Genomic DNA, 22,564 nt, shown 5'->3' on the forward strand with positions numbered 1-22,564 from the left:
GATTGGGGGGATTGGGTGGGATTGGCTGGCTGGTGAGCCCTACGCGCTCGACATAGCTTCGCCTTGAGAGAAACGTATTCGTGCAACCCTGCATGAACACCGGACGTCGCCAGCCCCGACATCGACATTCCAGAAAATCTTTGCCGTGACAGGGCCTAGATTGCAGTGTAGCGCGCCTCCGCCCGGCAATCCGTGCGGGTGAATCCCCACCGGTCGCCTTGCCCTCCTCCCGCACCCTCGGCCTCTGGGCCGCCCTCGCCGTCGCGTCGGCGGCCGTCTCGATCGGTCTGCTGTATGCGGGGTTCCCCGCCGCGCTCCTGCTCGGGCCGATGATCGCGGCGATCGCCTTCGGGGTCGGTGGCTCCCGCCTGCATGTGCCGCGCTTCGCCTTCAACGCCGCACAGGCGATGATCGGCTGCCTCGTGGCCCATGCGGTCACCGGGCAGATCGCCCAGACCCTGTTCGAGGACGGGCCGCTGATCGTCGCCGTGGTGCTGGTCACCGTGGCGGCGAGCGGATTCGTGGGCTGGATCCTGACGCGGCTGCGGGTCCTGCCCGGGACCACGGCGGCCTGGGGTTCCTCCCCCGGCGGCGCCTCCGCCATGGTGGCGATGGCCGAGGATTTCGGCGCCGATCCGCGGCTGGTGGCCTTCATGCAGTATGTGCGGGTCGCCGCCGTGGTGTTCTCGGCCTCGCTGGCCGCCCGGTTCCTGATGGAGGCGCCGGTCCCGGGCGCCGCCGCCGGGGCGGCCGAGGTGACCGGATTGCTCTCGCTGCTGGCGACTCTGGCGGTCGCATTGGTCGGGGCCGGCGCGGCCCTGGCCCTGCGGGTCCCGGCCGGAGCGCAGATCGGCCCGATGGTGCTCGGCAGTCTCCTACATGCCAGCGGCCTGGTGCGGATGTCCCTGCCGGCACCGATCCTCGAACTCGCCTATGCCTGCATCGGCATCTATGTCGGCCTGCGCTTCACCCGCGAGACCCTGCGGCTGACCTTTTCCGCCCTGCCCGGCATCCTGGCGGCGACATTCTCGGTGATCGCCCTGTGCGCCGCCTGGGGCTGGGGCCTGACCTTCCTTCTGCCGATCGACCTACTCACCGCGGTGCTGGCCACCAGCCCGGGCGGGCTCGATTCCGTGGCGATCATCGCGGTCGGCTCGAAGGCGGACGTGTCTTTCGTGCTGGCGGTGCAGACCCTGCGCCTGTTCGTGGTGCTGCTGACCGGGCCGCTGCTGGCCAAGTGGATCAGCCGGTCGGTCCCGGAGGGCGCCGCCCGATGAACGCCCTCGTCCTCGCCTTCCTCAATTCCTGGCGCGGTCTGCGCCACGGCGCCCGCACCGAGCGGGCGGTGCGGCAGGAGCTGGTGCTGCTGGCGCTCGGCGTGCCGGTGGCCCTGCTGCTGGGCGCGACCCTCTGGGTCCGGGTCGCCCTGATGGTGAGCCTGCTGCTGATGCTGGCCGCCGAGTTCCTCAACACCGCCGTGGAGAAGCTCTGCGACCACGTCCACCCCGGCCACCACCCGATGATCGGCACCGTCAAGGACTTGGCCTCCGCCGGGACCTTCATGGCGCAGATGGCGGCCTTGCTGGTGTGGGTGGCGGCGCTCGTGGAGCGGGTGGGTTAGCAGGCGCCGCCCCCGCTCGCATCTCGCGGCGCGAAGGTCTATCTCCGGCCAACCGCGTCCCGCGCCCCAAGTCCCAAGAAAATGACCGACTACATCCGTAAGATCCTGACCGCCCGCGTCTACGACGTGGCGATCGAGAGCCCGCTCGATCCGATGCCGCGGATGACGCAGCGGCTCGGCCGGCCCGTGCTGCTCAAGCGCGAGGACCTGCAGCCGGTCTTCTCGTTCAAGCTGCGGGGCGCCTACAACAAGATGTCGGGGCTGACCCCGGACCAGATCGCCCGGGGCGTCGTCTGCGCTTCGGCGGGCAACCATGCGCAGGGCGTGGCGCTGGCTGCGGCCAAGCTCGGGGCCCGGGCGGTGATCGTGATGCCGCGCACCACCCCGTCGATCAAGGTCGATGCTTGCCGAGCCCGCGGCGCCGAGGTGCTGCTGCACGGCGACGCCTTCGACGAGGCCCTGGCCCAGGCCAAGATCCTGGAGGCCGAGCAGGGCCTGACCTTCCTGCACCCGTTCGACGATCCCGAGGTGATCGCCGGCCAGGGGACCATCGGCAAGGAGATCCTGGAGCAGCATACCGGGCCGATCGAGGCGATCTTCGTGCCGGTGGGCGGCGGCGGGCTGGCGGCCGGGATCGCGACCTTCGTGAAGTACCTGCGGCCGGGCACCAAGGTGATCGGCGTCGAGCCGGAGGATGCCGCCTGCATGGCGGCTGCGCTCGCCGCCGGCACCCGGGTCAGCCTGCCCTCGGTCGGGCTGTTCGCCGACGGCGTCGCCGTGCGCCAGGCCGGCGAGGAGACCTTCCGGCTCTGCCGGGAGCATCTCGACGAAGTCATCACGGTGGACACCGACGCCATGTGCGCGGCCGTCAAGGACATCTTCGACGATACGCGCGCCGTTTCCGAGCCGTCAGGCGCCCTGAGCCTGGCCGGGGCCAAGCTCTACGCCGAGCGCGAGGGCGGAAACGGCACCCTGATCGCGATCTCGTCGGGGGCGAACCTCAACTTCGACCGTCTGCGCCACATCGCCGAGCGGGCGGAGATCGGCGAGCAGCGCGAGGTCCTGCTCGGCGTCTCCATCCCGGAGCAGCCCGGCGCCTACCGGGCGTTTATAAGGGCGCTCGGGCCGCGGGCGATCACCGAGTTCAACTACCGCCACGCACCGGGCTCTGAGGCGCAGATCTTCGTGGGCATCAACATCGCCGGCGGCAAGCGCGAGAAGCAGGGGCTGATCGGCGACCTGCGTGAGGCCGGCTACCGCGTGCTCGACATGAGCGACAATGAGATGGCCAAGGTCCATGTCCGCTACATGGTCGGCGGCCGGGCGGTGGGCGTCGCGCACGAGCGGCTGTTCCGCTTCCAGTTCCCGGAGCGGCCGGGGGCACTGATGAAGTTCCTGGACGCGCTGGGGCCCGGCTTCGACATCACCCTGTTTCACTACCGCAACCACGGCGCCGATTACGGCCGGGTGCTCGCCGGCATCGCGGTGCCGCCGGCCGAGCGTGCCCGGTTCGATGCGGCGATCGAGGCGTTGGGTTACCCGGCCACAGACGAGACCGAGAACCCGGCCTACCGGCTGTTCCTCGACGGCGAGGCGGCCTGACCGTCAGCCGTCGACGGTATCGACCGAGACCACGTCCGCCGTCGCGCGCAGTTTCGTGGCGATCGCCTCGAAGCTCGTGCGCGACAGCCGGACGAAGGTGACGGTGACTTCGTCGAGATTCAGGTCGGAGGCCGGGCGGGTGGTGAACTGGCGAACCCGCGAGGCGCGCTCGCCCGTGACCTCATGGAGCGTGTCGATCGACATCGTGCCCCTGCGGACGGTCATGCGCAGGGTCTGCGACCGCATCCGCTCGCGCCAGCGCTCCTCGAACGGCTTGATCCCGGCCAGGATGCCGACCACCAGGGCCGTCGTGGCCAGAGCCGGCACGTAGAGCCCGCTGCCCACCGCCAGGCCAATGGCGGCCACGCCCCACAGGCTCGCCGCCGTGGTGAGCCCCTTCACGACCTCGCCGCGCAGCAGGATCGTGCCTGCCCCGAGGAAGCCGATGCCGGACACCACCTGCGCGGCCATGCGCGAGGGATCGAGCACGATGTCCTTGGTGCCGAGCACGTCGCTGAAGCCGAAGGCCGAGACGATCATGATCAGGCAGGAGCCGACGCAGACCAGCATGTGCGTCCGCAGGCCCGCCGCCCAGAGCAGCCGCTCGCGCTCCAGCCCGATGACGCTGCCGGCGAGCGCCGCCAAAGCGAGCCGGGCCACCATCTCCGCGTTGCTGATCAGAATCGCCTCCGTCTACCCGCCTCGCGCGGAAAGTTTCTGGAGAATCTGGCAGGGCGGATCAAGGCGGGTCCCGGGGTTCGATCGAGGTTCGATCGCGCACCCTGTCTTTCCGGACTCCGCTTCGCGGCGCCCCGGAATGACGACGCGGTTCGTTACGACGACATCGATCCTGCCGACCGCAAGGTTATTTCGCGATCTTCTCGCACTCAGGCGACCCCGAGCGCCGCCTTCTCGACTTCGTACGCCGCCCGCACGGCGGCCGCACCGTAGGCCCGCTCCAGCCGCCGGACCGTGAAATGCGCCCGGGCGGTCGACTGGAAGTGGCTCATGAAGGCGGTGTTCACCGCGGCGCCGCCGAAGGCGCCCAGCACGGGGACGGCCTGAGCCGCGACCTTCTGCGAGACCACGAGGCCGAACCGGGCCGCGATCTGCGCCGTGAACCGGATCAGGGCAGGAGCCGACTGGTCGAGCAGGGTCTTGCTTCCGGCGTAGCGGGCCGCCTCCGCCAGGGTCTTGGCCAGGGCCGCCCGGACCGCGAAGTAGCCGCTCTCGGTCAGTGCCGAGCCCGCCTGGGTCTCGGCCGCGGTGCGACCGCCCAACGCGAAGACCTGTACGCAGGCGAGCGCACCTTCCGGCGTTTCCAGGTCCTCGCCCTCGTCGCGGGCGATCTCGGCGATGGAGCGCAGCATCAAGGTGGTCGAGACCGGCAGCTCGACGGCCAGGGTCGCCAGCCCGAACGCGCCGCCCAACGCCCCGGACAGGGCCGCGAACGCCTTGTGCTTGGTGTCGCCCGAGCCGAGCAGACGGGTCAGCCGGCTGTCCGCCTTGGCGACGCCCGCTTCGATCTCGGTCCCGGCCGCGGGCACGACGTCCCTGCGCGGCAGCGTCGCCAGGGCGACTCGCAGGGCCCCACGCATCGCCGCCTCGGTGGAGCGGCCGACCGCCTCCGTCACCGGGGCGGGCAGCGAGCGGCCGATGATGTCGAGCGGAGCGCCGGCCGCCGAGGACAGGCGGGCGGCGAGGCTCGGCCGCTCCAGCACCGCCACGGCCCGGCGCAGGGCGGCGAGGTCCGCATCGCTCAAAGCGATTTCGGGGATCTGCGCCGGCATCGTCGCGTCGGCGCGAGTGAGGTCGCTCGTGCTCATCCGTAAATTCCTGGATCTGATCGCATCACGCGGTGCCGGAAGCCCGCGCCGTGGAAGGAAGGTCGGGCGCCGGGATGCGGTTCCCCGCCTCCTCGGCCGCCCGCGCCGCGGCTTCGTCCTGTCGCTGCCCACGCCGTCCGACCGCGAGGCAGAGGATCAGCACCGGGATCCCGACCAGGGAGGTCATCACGAAGAAAGCCGGATAGCCGATCGCCGCCACGACGAAGCCGGACGAGCCCGCGATCAGCTTGCCCGGCAGGGCGTAGAGTGAGGAGAACAGCGCGTACTGCGTCGCCGCGTAGGCCGGGCTGGTGAGGCTCGACATGTAGGCGATCAGCACGATGCCGGCGAAGGAGCCGCAGAAGTTCTCGATCGAGATCGCCACCGTCAGGCGCCAGATCTCGGGGGCGCCGGCCGACAGCCAGGCGAAGGACAGGTGCGAGGATGCAGCCAGGAAGGCGCCGAGCAGCAATGTCGGGAACAGGCCGAGCCGCGCCAGGGCCCAGCCGCCGGCGAAGCCGCCCGCGATGCCGACCCAGATGCCGTACAGCTTGGTGACGGTGGCGATCTCTTTCAGATCGAAGCCCAGCGTCCGGTAGAGGGGGCTCGCCATCACGCCCGACAGGAAGTCCGGCAGGCGGTAGAGCGCGACCAGCAGCAGGATGCCCCACAGCGCCCCGCCGAAGCGGCCGTGCAGCTCGGTCAGCGGCTCCAGCACGGCCCGGCGCATCGACCAGAACCGGGAATGCCCGGTGGCGTCGGCCTGCACCCGCGCGGGCGCGTCGAAGGCCGGTGCCAGCAGCGCCGCGATCATCCCGACCAGCATCAGGGCCGCCATGATCAGGTAGGCCAGCGTCCAGCCCCCGGAGGACGCGATGAACAGGGCCCCGGCGCCGGCCGCGATCAGCCCGAGCCGGTAGCCGAGGTTCGAGGTCGCCGCCAGGATGCCCTGGAAGTCGCTTCCGGCGGCGTCGATGCGCCAGCCGTCTACCACCACGTCCTGGCTCGCCGCGCAGAACGCCACCAGGAAGGCCCCGAAGCCGAGCAGCGCCAGGTTGGTCTTCGGGTCCGAGAAGGCCATCAGGATCAGGCACAGGGCGACAGCCGCCTGCGTGGTCACCATCCAGGCCCGCCGCCGGCCGAGCAGCTTGCTCAAGCCCGGCACGTTCAAACGGTCGATCGCCGGGGCCCACAGGAACTTCAGCGAGTACGGCAGCGCGACGTAGCTGAACAGGCCGATCGCCCGCACGTCGATATCCGAAAAGGCGAGCCGGAGCGTGAAGGTCCCGAGCACCAACAGGAGCGGGAGCCCGGAGGAAAACCCGAGCGCCAGCATCAGCAGGATTCGGCGATCCTCGACGATGTCGCGCAGGTGAAAGCGGCGCGCAGCCTGTGGCGGGTTGGCCATGGCATGGAACTCCTGAGCCTTAATGGCCTTGATCCCGCGAAATCGTGGCAGCCTTGCGCCGTTCGGGTCTTGGCTGAATCGGGGGGCCGTGCGCCTAAATCATGGTCGATGCCTGCTTAACGTGGTCTCCACGTCCTGCATGCGCGGGGCGTGATCGGTGCCGCCGCATCGCAGAGCCAGGTCGATCGAGTGTGGAATGATGCGTTGAGTGCCCGCCCCGAGCCCAGTCCGCCCCATGCGATGCTGGTCGATGCCTTTGCCCGTTCGCCATCCCCGATGGTGATCACGGACGCGCGCGCGCCGGACAACCCGATCTCCTGGGTCAACGACGCGTTCGTCGAACTGAGCGGTTTCGCCGTCCACGAACTCGTCGGACGCAATTGCCGCATGTTGCAGGGGCCGGGAACCGACAAGGCGGAGGTCGCCCGGATCCGCGCCGCCGTCGAAGCCGGCGATTCGATCAACTCCGAGCTGTTGAACTACCGTAAGGACGGCACGCCCTACTGGAGCGCGATGACGATCACGCCGGTCCACGACGCGGCCGGCCTCGCGTATTTCTACGCGGCGCAATCCGACATGACCCACACCCGCGAGCGCGAGTTCACCATGCGGGTGAACAACGACGAGTTGGAGCGCTTGGTCGCGGCCCGCACCCACGATCTGAGCGCCGCCCTGGAGCAGAAGACCGCCCTGCTCCACGAGGTCGATCACCGGGTGAAGAACAATCTTCAGGTGATCTCCTCGCTGATGCTGCTCAAGGCCCGGCGTACTCCGGAGGGGGAGGCCCGGGACGCACTCCAGGGCATGGCCGAGCGGATCGGTGCGCTCTCGACCGCGCACCGGATGCTCTACTCCGAGGGCGACTGCACCCACTTCAACCTCGGCGACTTCGCGGCCGAGTTCCTGTCCGACGTGAATGCCGGTCTCGATCACGGGACGCGACGGGTCGAGGCCGAGGTCGAGCCGATCTCGGTGGCGGCGGCCATGGCGGCACCGCTCGCCCTGCTCATCCATGAATTGACCGCGAACGCCCTGCGCCATGCCTTCCCGGATGCGCGCGAGGGCCGCGTCTCGATCACCGCCCGCCGCACCGAGGCCGGGATGCGCCTGACGATCCGCGACGACGGCGTCGGCATCGCGGCGGCGGCCCCGAACCCCGCCGGCTTCGGTCGCAATCTCGTGGAGATGGTGGTGCGCCAGCTGCGGGGCACCATCGCCTGGGCCGATGCCGGACCCGGCACCCATGTCGAGATCGATATCCCGCTCCTGGCGCCGGCTTGAGTCTTCGGCTCAAAGGCTTCAAGCTCAGCGCCCCTGAACACCATCCCGAAAGCCGGTGCCGGCTCTCGGACCACGTCGAGCCTCGATGAAGAACCTGGAGCCTTCCCGGATCTGCGATCCGCAAGTGGGCCCTGCAACGGGATGGGGACAGCGCATGAGGGGCGGGAACGCCGGCACGGACGCTGCGCTCCGCATCCTCGTGGTCGAGGACGAGGTGCTGATCGCCCTCGAACTCGAATGCCTGCTGGACGATCTCGGGCACGTCACCGTCGGCATCGCCGGGAGTTCGACCGAAGCCATCGCGCTGGGGCGCTCGGCCACCCCGGACGTCGCCTTCGTGGATATCCACCTGGTCGACGGCCCCACCGGCGTCGAGGTTGCCCGGGCGCTCTCGGCGGATCCGCGGATCACTGTGGTGTTCATGACCGCCAATGCGAAGCGCATCCCGGACGACTTCGCGGGCGCCATCGGGGTGATCGCCAAGCCCTATTCGGAGCGTGTCGTCGCCAGCATCTTGGACTGGGTCGCCGACCGCAGGGCCGGCCGCGCGCCGGAGCATGGCGCGCCGGACGGCTTTCATTTCGCGCCGGCGCCGTAATTTTTTGGAGACCCCATTCTCCCGTCAAACGCCCTCATCGTGAGGTGCCGGAGCGAAGCGGAGGCCTCGAAGGTATCTTCCTGGGATCGCGCGGGCGGCTGGAGGGCTCCTCGTGGCTGCTGCGCAGCACCTCACGATGCGGAGGGGGGTGGTGGGAGACGCCGGTTACACCGCGATCACCGCTTCTCCGCCCGCTCGCGTTTGAGCCGATAGAGCGCGTCCAGCGCCTCCCGGGGCGTCAGCGCGTCCGGATCGATGGTGTCGAGCAGCGTGCCGATCGGATCCTCGGCCGGCGGCTCAGGCGGCGGTGGCGGGGCGAGCGCCGCGAACAGGGGCAGGTCGTCGATCTTGGCCCGGGCCGGACGCCCGCGCTCGGCCTTCTCCAGGCTCTTCAGGATCGCCCCGGCCCGGGTGACCACGCTGGCCGGCAGCCCGGCGAGCCGCGCCACCTGGAGGCCGTAGCTGCGCTCGGCGATGCCGGGCACCACCTCGTGCAGGAAGACCACGCCGTCGCGGTGCTCGGCCACCTTCAGGGTCGCGTTGTCGAGCCGTGCCAGCCGGTCGCCGAGCGCGGTCAGCTCGTGGAAATGCGTGGCGAACAACGCCCGGCAGGCATTGGCCTCGTGGAGATGCTCCAGGCAGGCCCAGGCGATCGACAGCCCGTCGAAGGTCGCGGTGCCGCGGCCGATCTCGTCCAGGATCACCAGGGAGCGCCGGCTCGCCTGATTGAGGATCGCGGCGGTCTCGACCATCTCGACCATGAAGGTCGATTGCCCGCGCGCCAGGTCGTCTGCGGCGCCCACCCGCGAGAACAGGCGGTCGACCCGCCCGATCCGCGCCGACGCCGCCGGGACGAACGCGCCCATCTGAGCCAGGACGGCGATCAGGGCGTTCTGGCGCAGGAAGGTCGACTTTCCGCCCATGTTCGGGCCGGTGATCAGACGGATCCGGCCGCGCGTCTCGCCCGACAGGTCGCAATCGTTGGCGATGAACGGTTCGCCCGCCCGACGCAGGGCGGCCTCAACCACCGGGTGACGACCGCCGACAATCGCGAAGGCCAGGGAATCGTCCACCTCGGGCCGCCGCCAGTCCAGCTCGACCGCGAGTTCCGCGTTGCTGGCCGCGACGTCGAGAGACGCCAGAGCTTCGGCGACGCGCGCAGTCTGCGAAGAGAGTTCGACGATACGGCCGGCCAATTCTTCGAAGATCGCGGATTCGAGCGCCAGCGCGCGGTCCGAAGCGCCGGAGATCCTACGCTCCAGGTCGCCCAGTTCGACGCTCGTGAAGCGCATGGCATCGACCATGGTCTGGCGATGCACGAACTCCCGCTGAAGGCCCTTGAGGCAGGCCTCCCCCACCGATTGCGGAACCTCGATGAAATAACCGAGCAGGTTGTTGTGCTTGATCCGCAGCGTCCGGCAACCGGTCTCCTCGGCGTAGCGGGCCTGGAGTGCCGCCACGACCTTGCGCGAGTCCTGGCCGAGCAGCCGGGCCTCGTCCACCTCCGCGGAAAACCCCGCCCTGACGAAGCCACCGTCCCGCCGGGACAGGGGCAGCTCGTCGGCCAACGCGGCCTGCAGCGACGTCGTCAGGGCCGGATCGGCCGCCGCCAGGGCCTCGGCGATCTCGGCGAGTTCCGTTGTGGCCGCGGCGGCCTGCGTCAACACCGCCCCGAGCCCGGCGGCGGCCGTCAGCCCGTCCCGGATCGCGGCGAGATCGCGGGGGCCGCTGCGCCCCAACCCGACCCGGGAGAGCGCCCGCGCCAGATCGGGGGCCCGGGCCAGCGTCTCGCGGATCGCCTTCCGGAGGCCGTGGTCCTCGGCAAGATACGCGACGGTCTCGTGCCGGCGCGCGATCCGCTCGAGGTCGGTGAGCGGCCCAGCCAGGCGCTCGGCCAGCAGGCGGGCGCCGTTGGCGGTGACGGTCCGATCGATCGTGTCGAGCAGGCTGCCGGTACGCTCGCCCGAGAGCGTTCGGGTCAGCTCCAGGTTGGCGCGGGTGGCGGCGTCGATGGCGAGCGTCGACCCGGCCTCCTCGCGGCTCGGCACCGAGAGGGGCGCCCGGGCGGCGAGTTGCGTGCGGGCGATGTACAGGAGACCGGTCCCGGCGGCCTGGATCTCGGCCCGGGTGAAGCTGCCGAAGCCGTCCAGGGTCGAGACGCCATATTGCTCGCGCACCCGTCGCTCGGCCGCGGCGGGCTCCAGTTCCGCCTGGGCCAGGGGGACGATCGCGGCCCGGCTCTCCTGCCAGATCCGCGCCAGCGCCTGATCCGCGTAGATCGCCTCCGACAGGACGATCTCCCGGGGATCGTGCCGGGCGATGGCGCCAGCGAGATCGCCACCCGAGACCTCGCTCAGGGAGAAGCGGCCGGTGGAGATGTCGATGGCGGCGAGGCCGTACGCCGTGGCCCCCTCCCCAGTCTTGCGTCGGCCGATCGCCAGCAGGAGGTTGGCGCTGGCCGGATCGAGCAGGCGATCCTCCGTGATCGTGCCCGGCGTGACGAGGCGGACCACCTCGCGGCGCACCACCGATTTCGGGCCGCGCCGCTTGGCTTCGGCGGGATCTTCGGTCTGCTCGCAGACCGCGACCCGGTTGCCCAGCGCGATCAGGCGGCTGAGGTAGTCGTCGGCGCGGTCGACCGGCACGCCGCACATCGGGATCTCGGCGCCACCGTGCCGGCCTCGCTTGGTCAGCACGATCCCGAGGGCCCGCGAGGCGATTTCGGCGTCGCCGAAGAACAGCTCGTAGAAATCCCCCATCCGGTAGAACAGGAGGCAGTCGGGGTTGGCCGCCTTGATCTCGATGTACTGCGCCATCATCGGCGTAGCGCCGGCCGGATCGAGGCTGGCGGCAGGCGGCGTGTCGGGGAGGCGGACGGCGGTACGAGCCATGGCGCCTCTTAGCAGAGTGCGTCTGCCGAATCAGGCCGTCCCGGGCGATGCGCCTGGGGAGAAGCCATCATCGCCGTGGATGCCGTCGCGCGGAACAAAAAACCCGGCGCTTCACGCGCCGGGCGGTGGTTCGGGTTGCGTGGACTAACTCAGTAGCGCGGGCCGTTCGTGGTGCTGCCCAGGTTCTGCTGATAGCCGCGCAGGGCCGGATTCTTCGCGTTCGGATTACCGTGGCGCATCGTGTTCATGCGGCGCATCCGGCGATGGTGGCGCGTGGTGTGATGACGGTGCATCCGGTGATGATGCATCGCGACGGTGTCGATCATGTCATGCCCGGCCAAGCCCGATTGCGGCATCGCGGGGGCGGCCTGCACGGCCGCCGTCCCCGCGACCAGGCCGCCGAGGACCAAGCTGGCAGTCAGCAGTGAACGAAAAGACATTTGTAAAATACTCCATCCGACTTCAAGAAGGCACTGCACAATGTTTCGCGCCTCGGGAGGTTCCCGAGACTCATTCATAAAAAGTTGTGTGCAAACCAGGAACAGATCGGATTAACCCGACATCCAGTCCGTGTCGGGGAGAGTGTCGACTTTAAGAGATGATGAAATTACGCAGCTACAACTTCTAAGACGGAAGCATCGCTCAACCGAAGGGGTCGTGCACCGAGATTAGGCGTGGCAGGCACGATACCGCATCGGACGCATGGTTACCTGGCGAGTTGCCGTCAGCACACGGTCGTACCGGACAACGAGCGGGTTCGCCCCGGCGACCGTTCAAGCGAGAAACTGGCGCAACGCGGTGTTGACGGCCGCGGGCTCTTCGTGGGCGAGCCAGTGCGTGGCATTCGGGAACCACGCGATCCGCCCGTCCTCGCAGAGATCCAGGCTCGCCTCCGCGAGGCCGGATTGCAGGGCGGTGTCCTGTTTTCCCCAAAGGATCAGGGTCGGCACGCGGACCCGCGGCGGCGCCGTCCGCGGCAACTGCGCCAGGGCACGGTACCAGTTCAGCATGGCGGTCATCGCGCCCGGTTGCAGCCAGGCCTCGACATAGCGATCGAGGTCCGAAGGCGCGAAGGCCCCGGGCCGGCTCGTGCGGGTCAGCGCCTGCCGCAAGGCACGGCACCGATCCGCCGTCAGCAGCCGCTCGGGCAGCACGGGGATCTGGAACAGGCCGACATAGGAACTGCGCAGCCACTGACCCGGGTGGCGGCGGATGTACGACCCGACGATGCCCGGATGCGGCGCGTTGATGATCGCGAGCCGGTCGATCCGGTCGGGATACTGGCTTGCGACCCACCAGGCGACCAGCCCGCCCCAATCGTGGCCGACGAGGCGGATCGTCCGGAAGCCGCAGGCGTCGGCCAGGGCGATCGCGTCACCGGCCAGCCGATCGAGGTGGTAGGCGGCGATGCCGTGCGGCTTGTCGCTCAGGCCGTAGCCGCGCTGATCGGGCACAACGAGCCGCAACCCGGCCTCTGAGAGCGCTCCGATCTGATGGCGCCAGCCGTACCAGAACTCGGGGAACCCGTGCAGGAGGATGGTCGGCGGACCCCCCTGCGGGCCGGCCTCGGCCACGTGCAGAGTTACCTCCGGCAGGTCGATCCTGCGCAACGCAACGCCCACCACCTCGCTCATACGATCCCGTGCTCCGTCATGTCCGACGGCTCACGCGGCGTGTTGGCCGCGCATCCGTCCCGTCAGAAGCCTAGGGCGGAACAGGCGCCCGCCTCGGTCGCCAACTGATCCCTGAGCCGATCCGGAGATGTCCGCGTCCAGAGACAGAGCAGGACGAAGGCGGCACCGTGCAGCAAGGATCCCGAGGCGGGGACATAGGGCGAGCCGTCGCCATCCCGTAGGCTTGGCGCGCGCTCGGTATCGGCCCGATTGCGGGGTGTTGCAGAATGGGTGGTCATCGTCTTCAAGCCCAGAGCGTCTTCGTCTCAGGGAAGATCGTCGGCGGAGGCGTCTGGTTACCCCCTGCCCGTCGCCACGGTGCGCTGGCACACGCGCGACCGCTCTGCCCGATCCGGCGAACAATCAGCGCATCGGATCGAGCCACTGCGCCAGGTGTCCGGCCTCGATGTTCGCGCGGGTGTCCCGGTAACCGAGTTCGGCGGATTCCCGGAAGCTCGACCATGCGCGCAGGTCGATGCCGGCGAGCGGCGGCCTGAGCAGGGCCGTGGCATGGGCCGCCGCCATCATGGTCTGCGCGTCGCTCGATACGGTGGCCGCCCGCAGCAGGAGCGGCGCCAGGCTCGGCATCGCCGCCGGCGAGCCGATCAGCCGGCGCAGGAGCCGGCCGCGCCAGCCCCGGATGGGCATGTCCTGGAACGCGCGGTCGCTGCCGACATCGACGGCCAGGACCGGGCCGCGCTCCAGTTCGGCGGCGACGTCCGCGGGCACGTTGTTCATCATGCCCCCGTCGACCAGCACGCCCGCGTCGCACAGCACCGGGGGCAGCAGCCCCGGGATCGCGATGCTCGCCCGCAGCGCCTTGGGCAGGTCGCCGGCGCGGTGGATCATCGCCCGCCCGGTCGTCAGGTTCGACGACACGCAGAAGAACGGCAGCCACAGGTCCTCGATCCGCGCGCCGCCGTAGCGCTCGGCGAGACCCGCATCGACCTTGGCGCCCCGGGTCAGGGCGTGGATGGGCAGCGTGTAATCGTTGATCAGACTGCGGCCGGCGAACGAGGCCTCGGTCTGCGCCTCGATCTCGGCGAGGCTCCACCCCATGGCGAGGCTGGCGGCGATGATCGCCCCCATGCTGGTCCCGCCCACGAAGTCCGGCAGGCAGCCGGCTTCCTCCAAGGCCCGGAGCACGCCGAGATGGGCGAAGGCGCGCGCGCCGCCGCCGCCGAGCACCAGTCCCCGCCCGACCCCGCTGGCCAGCCGCGCCAGCCGCCGGATATCGTGGTTCCGGCCGGGGCGGACCTGCACCCGCATCGCGACCGGCAGGCCGGCGACGTCCGGGTGCAAGGCCTTCGGGCGCGATGCCTCGGGATCCTGGCGCACCACCAGGTCCATGCGGATCCAGTCCGACCGCACCCGTTCCAGATAGGCGGTCACGCCAGGGCGCGGCGGCGCGCCGGGCTGGGCGAGCAACAGAACATGGTCGCCGAGGCGCTGGCTCAGCCGCGACCACGCGTCGCCGATGTCCCGTGCGACGAAGACCGTCCGCGCATGCCGGGCCTCGAAGGCGTGGACCCATGCCTCGTCGGCCCCATCCGGCAACCGGCTCAGGCAAGCGGTCTCCCCCGGCAGGATCGCATCGAGGGCGGCGGCGAAGTCGTGGGCGAGCGGTTCCGGATCCGGGCCGTCCGTCACCGCCAGCACCACGAAGGTGCGCGGCGCGTGATGCACCGAATGGCCCTCGTAGAGCGTGCGCAGGCGCTCGGCGAGCATGCGGGCGAAGTAGAGGAGCGTGTGCGGATGCTCCGTGATCACGGTCTCGAAGGCGGCGCGGGTCAGGCACAGGAACTGCGAATCTCGCAGCGCCATCACGGTGGCCGCACGCGGCGCCTCGGACAGGAGCGCCATCTCGCCGAAGGTCTCGGGCGGGCGCAGCCGGGCGATCCGGGTGAAGATCCCGTGGCGGTCGCGGGTCGAGACGCCGACCGCGCCGGAAACCAGGGTATAGAGTGCGTCGCCGGCATCGCCCTGCCCGAACAGGGTCCGGCCGGCCGGCACCGCCATCGAGACCATGCGGGCCCGGACGGCCGAGACCGCCGCCGCGTCGAGGCCGGCCAGGAACGGGATCTCGGGTGCGCTCATCCCTGCTCCGTCGCGGCTGCGTTCGCACCCGCTTCCCGATAAGCCCGCATCCCGCCGCTCCCAATCCCGCGTCCCGCCACGATCCACCATAGCGTGTTGCCGGTCGCTACGGTCCCCATGCAACTGAAACGGATCGCCCTTCGCGCCGCCGCGGCGGTCCGGTACAGCCAGGGCAACGTCATGGAACAGGGAGGCGGCGATGTCGGTGGCTGGTCGGATCGCGATCGTGACCGGAGCGGGGACGGGGGTCGGCAAGGCTTCGGCCCTGGCGCTCGCCGGATCCGGGTGGACCGTCGTGCTCTCCGGGCGGCGGCAGGCGCCGCTCGACGAAGTCGCGGCGCAGATCGAGCCCGGCCGCGCCCTCGTGGTGCCCACCGATGTGACCGACCCGGATTCGATCGCCAACCTGTTCGCGCAGACCAAGGACCGGTTCGGCCGTCTCGACCTGCTGTTCAACAATGCCGGGATCGGTGCGCCGGCGGTGCCGCTGGAGGATCTGCCGCTCGAGACCTGGCGCCAGGTGATCGACACCAACCTCACGGCGTTGTTCCTGTGCACCCAGCACGCTTTCCGGATCATGCGCGACCAGGATCCCCGGGGCGGCCGGATCATCAACAACGGCTCGATCTCGGCCCATGCCCCGCGGCCGAACTCGATCGCTTACACGGCGACGAAGCACGCCGTCACCGGCCTGACCAAGGCGACCTCGCTGGACGGGCGCGCCCACGACATCGCCTGCGGCCAGATCGATATCGGCAACGCCGACACCCCGATGGGCGGCAAGATGAAGGCCGGCGTCGCGCAGGCCGACGGCTCCACGCGGCCTGAGGCGGTGATGGACCCTGACCATGTCGGCGACGCGGTGCTGATGATGGCGAACCTCCCCCTGGAGGCGAACGTCCAGTTCATGACCGTGATGGCGACCAAGATGCCGTTCGTCGGCCGCGGCTGAAGTCCCGGGCCGGCGCCCGACGGCCCGGCCCGACCCGCACGGCACAACCGCCTCCGACAGCATCCACGCTTTTTCCGTGTGCTCGGCGCGGCGGCGATTAACGCCCGGATTTATAACTCATACAAATCGCTCAACAAAAACGGCCGGGGTGCGAACTCGGCCGCGCACGGGGCGAGGGCCCTCGTAAGCCGTGCGCTGCAATCGTCAGCTCTATCGCCGGACGATCGAGCCGGCAGTGCCGGCGTGGAAGACTAACGATCGTCCCGCAGCTCCGGGATCGGGTCGCCAAGGACGTTCTTGCGTAGAACCGGCCGTATCGCGCCGGTCTGTCGATGACGTCCACCAATCAAGAAAAGCATTCGCACACTGCGACGGGTGCCGATTCGGCGCGCGGGACGACGATACGACCGGGGGGACTTGATGATCACCAAGCAGTCATTCTTGAGGCTTGCGCTCGCCGCCACGCTGCTGGCCGGCGTCGCCGTGCCGGAGGCGCTCGCCGCCAGCGGCGACCTGATCGGCGTCGCCATGCCGACCAAGTCGTCCCAGCGCTGGATCGACGACGGCAACAACATCGTGAAGCAGCTGTCCGCCAAGGGCTACAAGCCGGACCTGCAATACGCCGACGACGACATCCCGAATCAGCTCGCCCAGATCGAGAACATGCTCACCAAGGGGGCGAAGGTCCTGGTGGTCGCATCCATCGACGGGACGACGCTCAGCGATGTGCTGTCGAAGGCCAAGGAGGCCGGCGTCAAGGTCATCGCCTACGACCGCTTGATCAAGGGAACCCCGAACGTCGACTTCTACGCCACCTTCGATAACTTCCAGGTGGGCGTGCAGCAGGCCAACTCGATCGTCGACGCGCTCGGGCTCAAGGACGGCAAGGGGCCGTTCAACATCGAGCTGTTCGGCGGCTCGCCGGACGACAACAACGCCTACTTCTTCTACGACGGCGCCCTGTCGGTGCTGAAGCCGTATCTCGACGCGAAGAAGCTGGTCGTGCGCTCCGGCCAGGCTGGAATGGACAAGGTCTCGACCCTGCGCTGGGACCCGGCCACCGCGCAGGCGCGCATGGATAACCTGCTCTCGGCCTATTACGGCAGCGCCAAGCTCGACGCGGTCCTGTCGCCCTACGACGGCATCTCGATCGGCATCATCTCGTCGCTCAAGGGCGTCGGCTACGGCTCCGGCAGCCTGAAGATGCCGGTGGTCAGCGGCCAGGATGCCGAGCTGCAATCGGTCAAGTCCATCATCGCCGGCGAGCAATACTCGACCGTGTTCAAGGATACGCGCGACCTGGCCAAGGTGACGGTGGCGATGATCGACGACATCGAGAACGGCCGGCAGCCGGAGGTGAACGACACCAAGACCTACAACAACGGCGAGAAGATCGTCCCGTCCTTCCTGCTGAAACCGGTCGTCGTCACCAAGGACAACTGGAAGCCGGCCCTGGTGGACACGGGCTACTACACGCTCGACCAGCTGAAGTAACCGCGACGGGGCCCCGTTCCGGTCCCGATCGATCCTGGCCGATGCCGGCACCCCGGCATCGGCTGCCGATATCTGAACGACGAGCCGGAATTGGTCGCATGCAGCCCGTCCTCGAAATGCGAGGGATTACGAAGACATTTCCCGGCGTCAAGGCGCTCTCCGACGTCAACCTGACGATCCGGCCCGCCGAAATTCATGCCCTGGTCGGGGAGAACGGTGCCGGCAAGTCGACGCTCATGAAGGTCCTGAGCGGCGTCTACCCGCACGGAACCTACGAGGGCGAGATCCATTACGAGGGCCGCCTCAGCGCGTTTCGGGACATCTCGGACAGCGAGCGCGTCGGGATCGTTATCATCCATCAGGAACTCGCGCTGGTTCCGTTCCTGTCGATCGCCGAGAACATCTTCCTCGGCAACGAGCCGGCCCGGTTCGGGATCATCGACCGGGACCGGATGTTCACCCGGGCGGTCGAGCTCCTGAGGACGGTGGGGCTGGAGGAGAACCCCGATACGCTGGTCACCCATCTCGGGGTCGGCAAGCAGCAGCTGGTGGAGATCGCCAAGGCGCTCTCGAAGAAGGTCAAGCTGCTCATCCTCGACGAGCCGACCGCGAGCCTGAGCGAGAAGGACAGCGACGCGCTCCTGCGCCTGCTCGTCAGCTTCCGGGAGCAGGGCATCGCGTCGATCCTGATCTCCCACAAGCTCAACGAGATCTCCAAGGTCGCCGACCGGATCACCGTTCTGCGCGACGGTACCACGGTCGAGACGCTGGATTGTCGCGACGGCACCGTCGACGAGGACCGGATCATCCGGGGCATGGTCGGCCGCGAGATGGCGAACCGGTATCCGGCCCGCGAGCCGCGGCTCGGCGACGTGATGCTGGAGGTGCGCGACTGGACGGTGCACCACGCCGTCCACGCCGACCGGGCCGTGGTGCGCAACGTCAACCTCACCGTCCGCAAGGGCGAGATCGTCGGGATCGCCGGGCTGATGGGCTCGGGCCGCACCGAACTCGCCATGAGCCTGTTCGGCCGCGCCTACGGCCAGGGCATCTCGGGCCGCGTCCGGATCGAGGGCCGGGACGTCGACGTCTCGACCATCGGCAAGGCGATCGCGGCGGGCATCGCCTACGTCACCGAGGACCGCAAGCAGCTCGGCCTCGTGCTCGACGAGACCATCACCAAGAACACGACGCTGGCGAACCTGCCGGGCGTGTCCACGGCCTCGGTGATCGACGAGGACAGGGAACGCGGCGTCGCCACCGATTACCGCACCAAGATGCGGATCCGCTCCTTCGGGGTCGCGCAGCAGACCGTGAACCTGTCCGGCGGCAACCAGCAGAAGGTCGTGCTGAGCAAGTGGCTGTTCACGCACCCCAAGGTGCTGATCCTGGACGAGCCGACACGGGGCATCGACGTTGGCGCCAAGTACGAAATCTACGCGATCATCAACGAGTTGGCCGAGGGCGGCCGGGGCGTCCTGATGATCTCGTCGGAGATGCCGGAACTGCTCGGCATGTGCGACCGCATCTACGTGATGAACGAGGGGCGCTTCGTGGGCGAGTTCCAGCGCTCGGAGGCGAGCCAGGAGGCGATCATGCGCGCGATCATGCGCTCGAAGGAACTGAACGGATGACCGAGACCTCTGCGGCCAAGACGATGCCCCCCGGTCCCGATTCCGTCCCGGACGCCAAGCCCGCTCCCGACGCGCGCGCCAAGCGCGGCTTCCTGGGAACCTCGCAGTTCCGGGATTACGGGCTGGTGATCGCCCTGCTGCTGATCACGCTGTTCTTCGAGTACACGACGAACGGCGTGCTGTTCCAGCCGCTCAACCTGACCAACCTGATCCTGCAGAACAGCTACGTCGTCGTGATGGCGCTGGGCATGCTGCTGGTCATCGTGGCCGGCCATATCGACCTGTCGATCGGCTCGATCGTCGGCTTCGTCGGCGCCCTGGCGGCCCTGCTCATGGTCCATTACGGCATCGACCCCTTCACCGCGACCATCGTGTGCCTCGCGGTCGGCGCCGCCATCGGCGGCCTCCAGGGCGCGTTCGTGGCGTATTTCGGGATCCCGAGCTTCATCGTCACCCTCGCCGGCATGCTGGTATTCCGCGGTCTGACGCTCGCACTGTTGCAGGGCGCCTCGATCGGGCCGTTCCCGGAGGTGTTCCAGCTCCTCGCCAAGGGTTTCCTGGTCAACTTCGCCGGGCCCTGGACCGCCATGCTGATGGGGCTCGTGCTCGCGCTCCTCCTGCTCGGCATGAACTGGCAGCGCCGCGCCGTGCAGGTCCGCCACGGCAGCCAGCCCGACAGCCTCGCCTCGTTCATCGCCCGCAACGGCATCGTCACCGCGGTGATCCTGGCCTTCGCGTACCAGATGAGTTCGTATCGCGGCCTGCCGAACGTGTTGCTCGTCATGTTCGTGCTGGTGATGATCTACCGCTTCGTCACCACCCGCACGACGATCGGGCGGCGAATCTATGCGTTGGGCGGGAACATCAAGGCCGCGCGCCTGTCGGGCATCAAGACCGAGCGGCTCACCTTCCTGACCTTCGCCAACATGGGCGCGCTGGCCGGGCTCGCCGGCATGATCTTCGCCGCGCGCCTCAACACCGCGACTCCGAAGGCCGGCGTCGGGTTCGAACTCGACGTGATCGCGGCCTGCTTCATCGGCGGCGCGTCGGCGGCCGGCGGCATCGGCAAGGTCTCGGGGGTCGTCATCGGGGCGTTCATTATCGGCGTGATGAACAACGGCATGTCGATCCTCGGGATCGGCATCGACTACCAGCAGGTCATCAAGGGTATCGTGCTGCTCGCAGCGGTCTGCCTCGACGTCTACAACAAGAAGAACCGGGCCTGACGCCAGTAGACGGCCGGTCCGTCGCCGCCGATCTACGAGATCGGTTTGGGCTGCCGGTCGTCTCTGCGCTGCCGCTGGCTCCCCAACTCTGGGAGCTCGGAGGCGGGCTGCACGATCTTCGTCATGAGCAGCCGATGCGGCTGCGGACCCGGTAGAAGCGGAATCGGCCGAGCCTCGGGCGCCGGCGGTGGCGGGACAGGTGCCCGATGCTTCGGCGTCTTCGGTGCCGGCATCGCCGAGAAGCCGACACACAGCACCAGGCACGACAGGCCGGTCATGACGTCCTCCACGGACGGATCCGGCTGGGTCATCATGTAACCGAGCCCGCCGAGCCCCGAACCGGCGGCCAGGATGCGGGATAAGGACGGATAGGCGGGCATGCCCGACACTTGGGGCTGCACCCTTGCGGGCCGGTCAAACCGATCCGCTCAATTGACGCAAATCCGGCCCTGCCCTGGGCCTATGTCCTGCGCCGATCCGCTCAGGTCTTGCGCGCGACCGTGAAGCGGGCGGCGTCCCGCAGGGTCCGGGCGCCCTCGCCCCAGAGCGCCACGGCATCCTCGCAGACGCCGACCAGGCGGTCGCACTCCGCCCGGGCGCCGTCGAGGCCCAGCCGATCCACCAGGGTCGCCTTGCCGGCATCCTTGTCCTTGCCGGTCGCCTTGCCCATCGCCTCGGGTGAGGCTTCCCGGTCGAGGATGTCGTCGGCGATCTGGAAGGCCTGGCCCAGAGCCAGACCGTAGCGCAGGAGCGCCGACCGTTGTGCTTCGTCGGCTCCACCGACGATCGCGCCGGCTTCCACCGAGAAGGCCAGGATCGCGCCGGTCTTCATCGCCTGCATCCGCAGGGTGTCGTCCACGTCCATGTTGGCGGCGCCGAAGCGCCCTTCGGCGGTGAGGTCGAGGAGCTGGCCGCCGACCATCCCGCCGAGGCCGGAGGCGCGGGCGAGCCCGAGCACGAGGTCGGCGCGGATCCGCGCATCCGGCTGCCAGGTCGGGTCGGCGACGATCTCGAAGGCGAGCGTCTGCAGCGCGTCGCCCACCAGGATGGCGGTCGCCTCGTCGTAGGCCTTGTGCACCGTCGGCTTGCCGCGGCGCATGTCGTCGTCGTCCATGGCCGGAAGGTCGTCGTGCACGAGGCTGTAGCAATGCACCAGCTCGACCCCGGCGCCGGCCGCGAGGGCCGCGGCCTCCGAACCGCCGAGCATCCGGGCGGTCTCGATGGCGAGGAACGGGCGCAGGCGCTTGCCGCCGCCCAGCACCGCGTGGCGCATCGCCTCCATCAGGCGCGGCGGCCGGGCGATCTCGCCGGAGCCGACCTCGGGGCCGAGGCGCTCGACCAGGAAGGTCTCGACCGTCTCGGCGACCTGCGTCAGCCTGTGGGAAAACCCGGCGGCGGGAGTGGCCGTCTTGACCGAACCGGTCTGAGCCTGCGTTGAGGGTATCGAGGTCATCGGGCGCTGCGTCCGGTCTTGGCCTGGCGAAATCAATCGGGCGTCGCTTTGCGCGGAGATGAAATCAAGATCAACCGACCCGGACCCAGGCGGATCGCGGCGGAGCGCGCCTTGCCACGCGCTCGCCCAAGGCGGTCCCGCCGTGTGCGCCGGATCGTGGGAGCGCTCCTGCTGCTCCCCGCCGTCGGATTCATCTCCACGCTCACGCTGGCGCTCGTCTATAGCGCGGTGACGCCGCCGTCGACTCTGATGCTCGGACGCTGGTTGACGCTACAGCCCGTCAGCCGGGACGCGGTATCGCTCGCTGCGATCGCGCCGGCGCTGCCGCAGGCGGTGATCGCCTCGGAGGACCAGCGTTTCTGCCTCGATTACGGTGTCGATTTCGGCGCGATCCGCGAGGTCGTGGAGGACGAGGATTCGCCGAGCCGGGGCGCCTCGACCATCGCCATGCAGACGGTGAAGAACGTCTTCCTGTGGCCGGGCCGGTCCTACATCCGCAAGGCGTTCGAGATCCCACTCGCGCTGGCGCTGGACGCCCTCTGGGGCAAACGGCGGATGATGGAGATCTATCTCAACATCGCCGAATGGGGCGACGGCATCTACGGCGCCCAGGCGGCGAGCCGCCACTGGTTCGGCAAGGACGCGAGCCGGCTGAGCCGGGGCGAAGCGGCCCTCCTGGCCGCCGTGCTGCCGAACCCGATCACCCGCAGCGCCGGCCGCCCCTCCCCCGGCGTGCGCCGGCGCGCCGCGCAGATCCAAGCCATGATGGGCCAGATCGAAGGGCTTACGGGCTGCCTGCGGCGATAAT

General features: G+C 69.3%; 18 protein-coding genes and 1 pseudogene. 10 read left to right on the forward strand and 9 right to left on the reverse strand.

The genetic code is table 11. The features are described from left to right. The first annotated feature begins 218 nt into the window (after positions 1-218). The 3 genes and pseudogenes from FV233_RS10765 to ilvA form a co-directional block, all read left to right on the forward strand. Positions 219-1,277, forward strand: a complete 1,059-nt coding sequence (locus FV233_RS10765) for an AbrB family transcriptional regulator (protein WP_147897476.1) — start codon at positions 219-221, stop codon at positions 1,275-1,277. After that, entirely contained in the window at positions 1,274-1,621 is a 348-nt protein-coding gene (locus FV233_RS10770) for a diacylglycerol kinase (RefSeq protein ID WP_147854338.1), read from the forward strand. The genes FV233_RS10765 and FV233_RS10770 overlap by 4 nt, the downstream gene beginning before the upstream one ends. A gap of 69 nt (positions 1,622-1,690) precedes the next feature. After that, a pseudogene (gene ilvA, locus FV233_RS10775) lies at positions 1,691-3,223 on the forward strand (threonine ammonia-lyase, biosynthetic); the annotation flags it as partial. A 3-nt stretch (positions 3,224-3,226) separates the two neighbouring features. Here the strand turns inward: ilvA and FV233_RS10780 are convergent. The 3 genes from FV233_RS10780 to FV233_RS10790 all read right to left on the reverse strand — a co-directional run bounded on the left by FV233_RS10780 (position 3,227) and on the right by FV233_RS10790 (position 6,457). After that, on the reverse strand, positions 3,227-3,886 hold the full coding sequence (locus FV233_RS10780) for an MgtC/SapB family protein (protein ID WP_147897478.1): 660 nt from the start codon (positions 3,884-3,886) through the stop codon (positions 3,227-3,229). A gap of 224 nt (positions 3,887-4,110) precedes the next feature. Next, entirely contained in the window at positions 4,111-5,049 is a 939-nt protein-coding gene (locus tag FV233_RS10785) for an EcsC family protein (RefSeq protein ID WP_147897479.1), read from the reverse strand. A gap of 25 nt (positions 5,050-5,074) precedes the next feature. Next, complete coding sequence (locus tag FV233_RS10790) at positions 5,075-6,457, reverse strand: AmpG family muropeptide MFS transporter (protein WP_147856174.1); 1,383 nt, start codon at positions 6,455-6,457, stop codon at positions 5,075-5,077. Positions 6,458-6,697: 240 nt separating this feature from the next. On the opposite strand from FV233_RS10790, the gene FV233_RS10795 reads away from it, so the two are divergent. Further along, positions 6,698-7,738, forward strand: coding sequence for a histidine kinase dimerization/phosphoacceptor domain -containing protein (locus FV233_RS10795; RefSeq protein WP_147856177.1), 1,041 nt, complete (start codon positions 6,698-6,700; stop codon positions 7,736-7,738). Positions 7,739-7,892: 154 nt separating this feature from the next. Next, positions 7,893-8,336 (forward strand): response regulator, encoded by a 444-nt coding sequence (locus tag FV233_RS10800; protein WP_147897480.1) that lies wholly within the window; start codon positions 7,893-7,895, stop codon positions 8,334-8,336. Between the two features lie 176 nt (positions 8,337-8,512). Here FV233_RS10800 and mutS read toward each other — a convergent pair whose 3' ends face one another. The 4 genes from mutS to FV233_RS10825 form a co-directional block, all read right to left on the reverse strand. Beyond that, entirely contained in the window at positions 8,513-11,227 is a 2,715-nt protein-coding gene (gene mutS / locus FV233_RS10805) for a DNA mismatch repair protein MutS (RefSeq protein ID WP_147897481.1), read from the reverse strand. A 149-nt stretch (positions 11,228-11,376) separates the two neighbouring features. Further along, positions 11,377-11,667, reverse strand: a complete 291-nt coding sequence (locus tag FV233_RS10810; RefSeq protein WP_147897482.1) for a hypothetical protein — start codon at positions 11,665-11,667, stop codon at positions 11,377-11,379. Between the two features lie 333 nt (positions 11,668-12,000). Then, on the reverse strand, positions 12,001-12,861 hold the full coding sequence (locus tag FV233_RS10815; RefSeq protein ID WP_147897483.1) for an alpha/beta hydrolase: 861 nt from the start codon (positions 12,859-12,861) through the stop codon (positions 12,001-12,003). A gap of 402 nt (positions 12,862-13,263) precedes the next feature. Continuing rightward, complete coding sequence (locus tag FV233_RS10825; RefSeq protein ID WP_147897485.1) at positions 13,264-14,997, reverse strand: patatin-like phospholipase family protein; 1,734 nt, start codon at positions 14,995-14,997, stop codon at positions 13,264-13,266. A 199-nt stretch (positions 14,998-15,196) separates the two neighbouring features. Between FV233_RS10825 and FV233_RS10830 the strand changes: the two genes are divergently transcribed. From FV233_RS10830 to mmsB, 4 genes are all read left to right on the forward strand, one after another. After that, entirely contained in the window at positions 15,197-15,949 is a 753-nt protein-coding gene (locus FV233_RS10830; protein ID WP_147897486.1) for an SDR family oxidoreductase, read from the forward strand. 420 nt (positions 15,950-16,369) lie between these two features. Continuing rightward, positions 16,370-17,443, forward strand: a complete 1,074-nt coding sequence (gene chvE, locus FV233_RS10835) for a multiple monosaccharide ABC transporter substrate-binding protein (protein WP_147897487.1) — start codon at positions 16,370-16,372, stop codon at positions 17,441-17,443. A 98-nt stretch (positions 17,444-17,541) separates the two neighbouring features. Continuing rightward, positions 17,542-19,077 (forward strand): multiple monosaccharide ABC transporter ATP-binding protein, encoded by a 1,536-nt coding sequence (mmsA, locus tag FV233_RS10840; protein WP_147897488.1) that lies wholly within the window; start codon positions 17,542-17,544, stop codon positions 19,075-19,077. After that, complete coding sequence (gene mmsB / locus FV233_RS10845) at positions 19,074-20,303, forward strand: multiple monosaccharide ABC transporter permease (RefSeq protein ID WP_147897489.1); 1,230 nt, start codon at positions 19,074-19,076, stop codon at positions 20,301-20,303. The genes mmsA and mmsB overlap by 4 nt, the downstream gene beginning before the upstream one ends. Positions 20,304-20,335: 32 nt before the next feature. Here mmsB and FV233_RS10850 read toward each other — a convergent pair whose 3' ends face one another. Both FV233_RS10850 and FV233_RS10855 read right to left on the reverse strand, forming a co-directional pair. Next, positions 20,336-20,683, reverse strand: a complete 348-nt coding sequence (locus FV233_RS10850) for a hypothetical protein (protein WP_147897490.1) — start codon at positions 20,681-20,683, stop codon at positions 20,336-20,338. Between the two features lie 101 nt (positions 20,684-20,784). Beyond that, a complete protein-coding gene (locus FV233_RS10855; RefSeq protein WP_238260303.1) occupies positions 20,785-21,756 on the reverse strand; it encodes a polyprenyl synthetase family protein in 972 nt (323 codons plus the stop codon). A gap of 144 nt (positions 21,757-21,900) precedes the next feature. On the opposite strand from FV233_RS10855, the gene mtgA reads away from it, so the two are divergent. Continuing rightward, positions 21,901-22,563: a monofunctional biosynthetic peptidoglycan transglycosylase gene (gene mtgA / locus FV233_RS10860; protein WP_147897491.1), complete on the forward strand. Its 663-nt coding sequence runs from the start codon at positions 21,901-21,903 to the stop codon at positions 22,561-22,563. Position 22,564: the final 1 nt, after the last annotated feature.

Origin of the sequence: Methylobacterium sp. WL7, assembly GCF_008040085.1 — a bacterium.
GTDB lineage: Bacteria > Pseudomonadota > Alphaproteobacteria > Rhizobiales > Beijerinckiaceae > Methylobacterium > Methylobacterium mesophilicum.

Bases quoted from the DNA above. Each gene is read 5' to 3' on its own strand.
- mmsB (WP_147897489.1), top strand. From the start codon at position 19,074: ATGACCGAGACCTCTGCGGCCAAGACGATGCCCCCCGGTCCCGATTCC.
- FV233_RS10850 (WP_147897490.1), bottom strand. From the start codon at position 20,683: ATGCCCGCCTATCCGTCCTTATCCCGCATCCTGGCCGCCGGTTCGGGG.
- FV233_RS10770 (WP_147854338.1), top strand. From the start codon at position 1,274: ATGAACGCCCTCGTCCTCGCCTTCCTCAATTCCTGGCGCGGTCTGCGC.
- FV233_RS10815 (WP_147897483.1), bottom strand. From the start codon at position 12,861: ATGAGCGAGGTGGTGGGCGTTGCGTTGCGCAGGATCGACCTGCCGGAG.
- mutS (WP_147897481.1), bottom strand. From the start codon at position 11,227: ATGGCTCGTACCGCCGTCCGCCTCCCCGACACGCCGCCTGCCGCCAGC.
- FV233_RS10830 (WP_147897486.1), top strand. From the start codon at position 15,197: ATGTCGGTGGCTGGTCGGATCGCGATCGTGACCGGAGCGGGGACGGGG.
- FV233_RS10825 (WP_147897485.1), bottom strand. From the start codon at position 14,997: ATGAGCGCACCCGAGATCCCGTTCCTGGCCGGCCTCGACGCGGCGGCG.
- FV233_RS10800 (WP_147897480.1), top strand. From the start codon at position 7,893: ATGAGGGGCGGGAACGCCGGCACGGACGCTGCGCTCCGCATCCTCGTG.
- FV233_RS10780 (WP_147897478.1), bottom strand. From the start codon at position 3,886: ATGGTGGCCCGGCTCGCTTTGGCGGCGCTCGCCGGCAGCGTCATCGGG.
- FV233_RS10785 (WP_147897479.1), bottom strand. From the start codon at position 5,049: ATGAGCACGAGCGACCTCACTCGCGCCGACGCGACGATGCCGGCGCAG.
- mmsA (WP_147897488.1), top strand. From the start codon at position 17,542: ATGCAGCCCGTCCTCGAAATGCGAGGGATTACGAAGACATTTCCCGGC.
- FV233_RS10790 (WP_147856174.1), bottom strand. From the start codon at position 6,457: ATGGCCAACCCGCCACAGGCTGCGCGCCGCTTTCACCTGCGCGACATC.
- FV233_RS10855 (WP_238260303.1), bottom strand. From the start codon at position 21,756: ATGACCTCGATACCCTCAACGCAGGCTCAGACCGGTTCGGTCAAGACG.
- chvE (WP_147897487.1), top strand. From the start codon at position 16,370: ATGATCACCAAGCAGTCATTCTTGAGGCTTGCGCTCGCCGCCACGCTG.
- FV233_RS10810 (WP_147897482.1), bottom strand. From the start codon at position 11,667: ATGTCTTTTCGTTCACTGCTGACTGCCAGCTTGGTCCTCGGCGGCCTG.
- FV233_RS10795 (WP_147856177.1), top strand. From the start codon at position 6,698: ATGCTGGTCGATGCCTTTGCCCGTTCGCCATCCCCGATGGTGATCACG.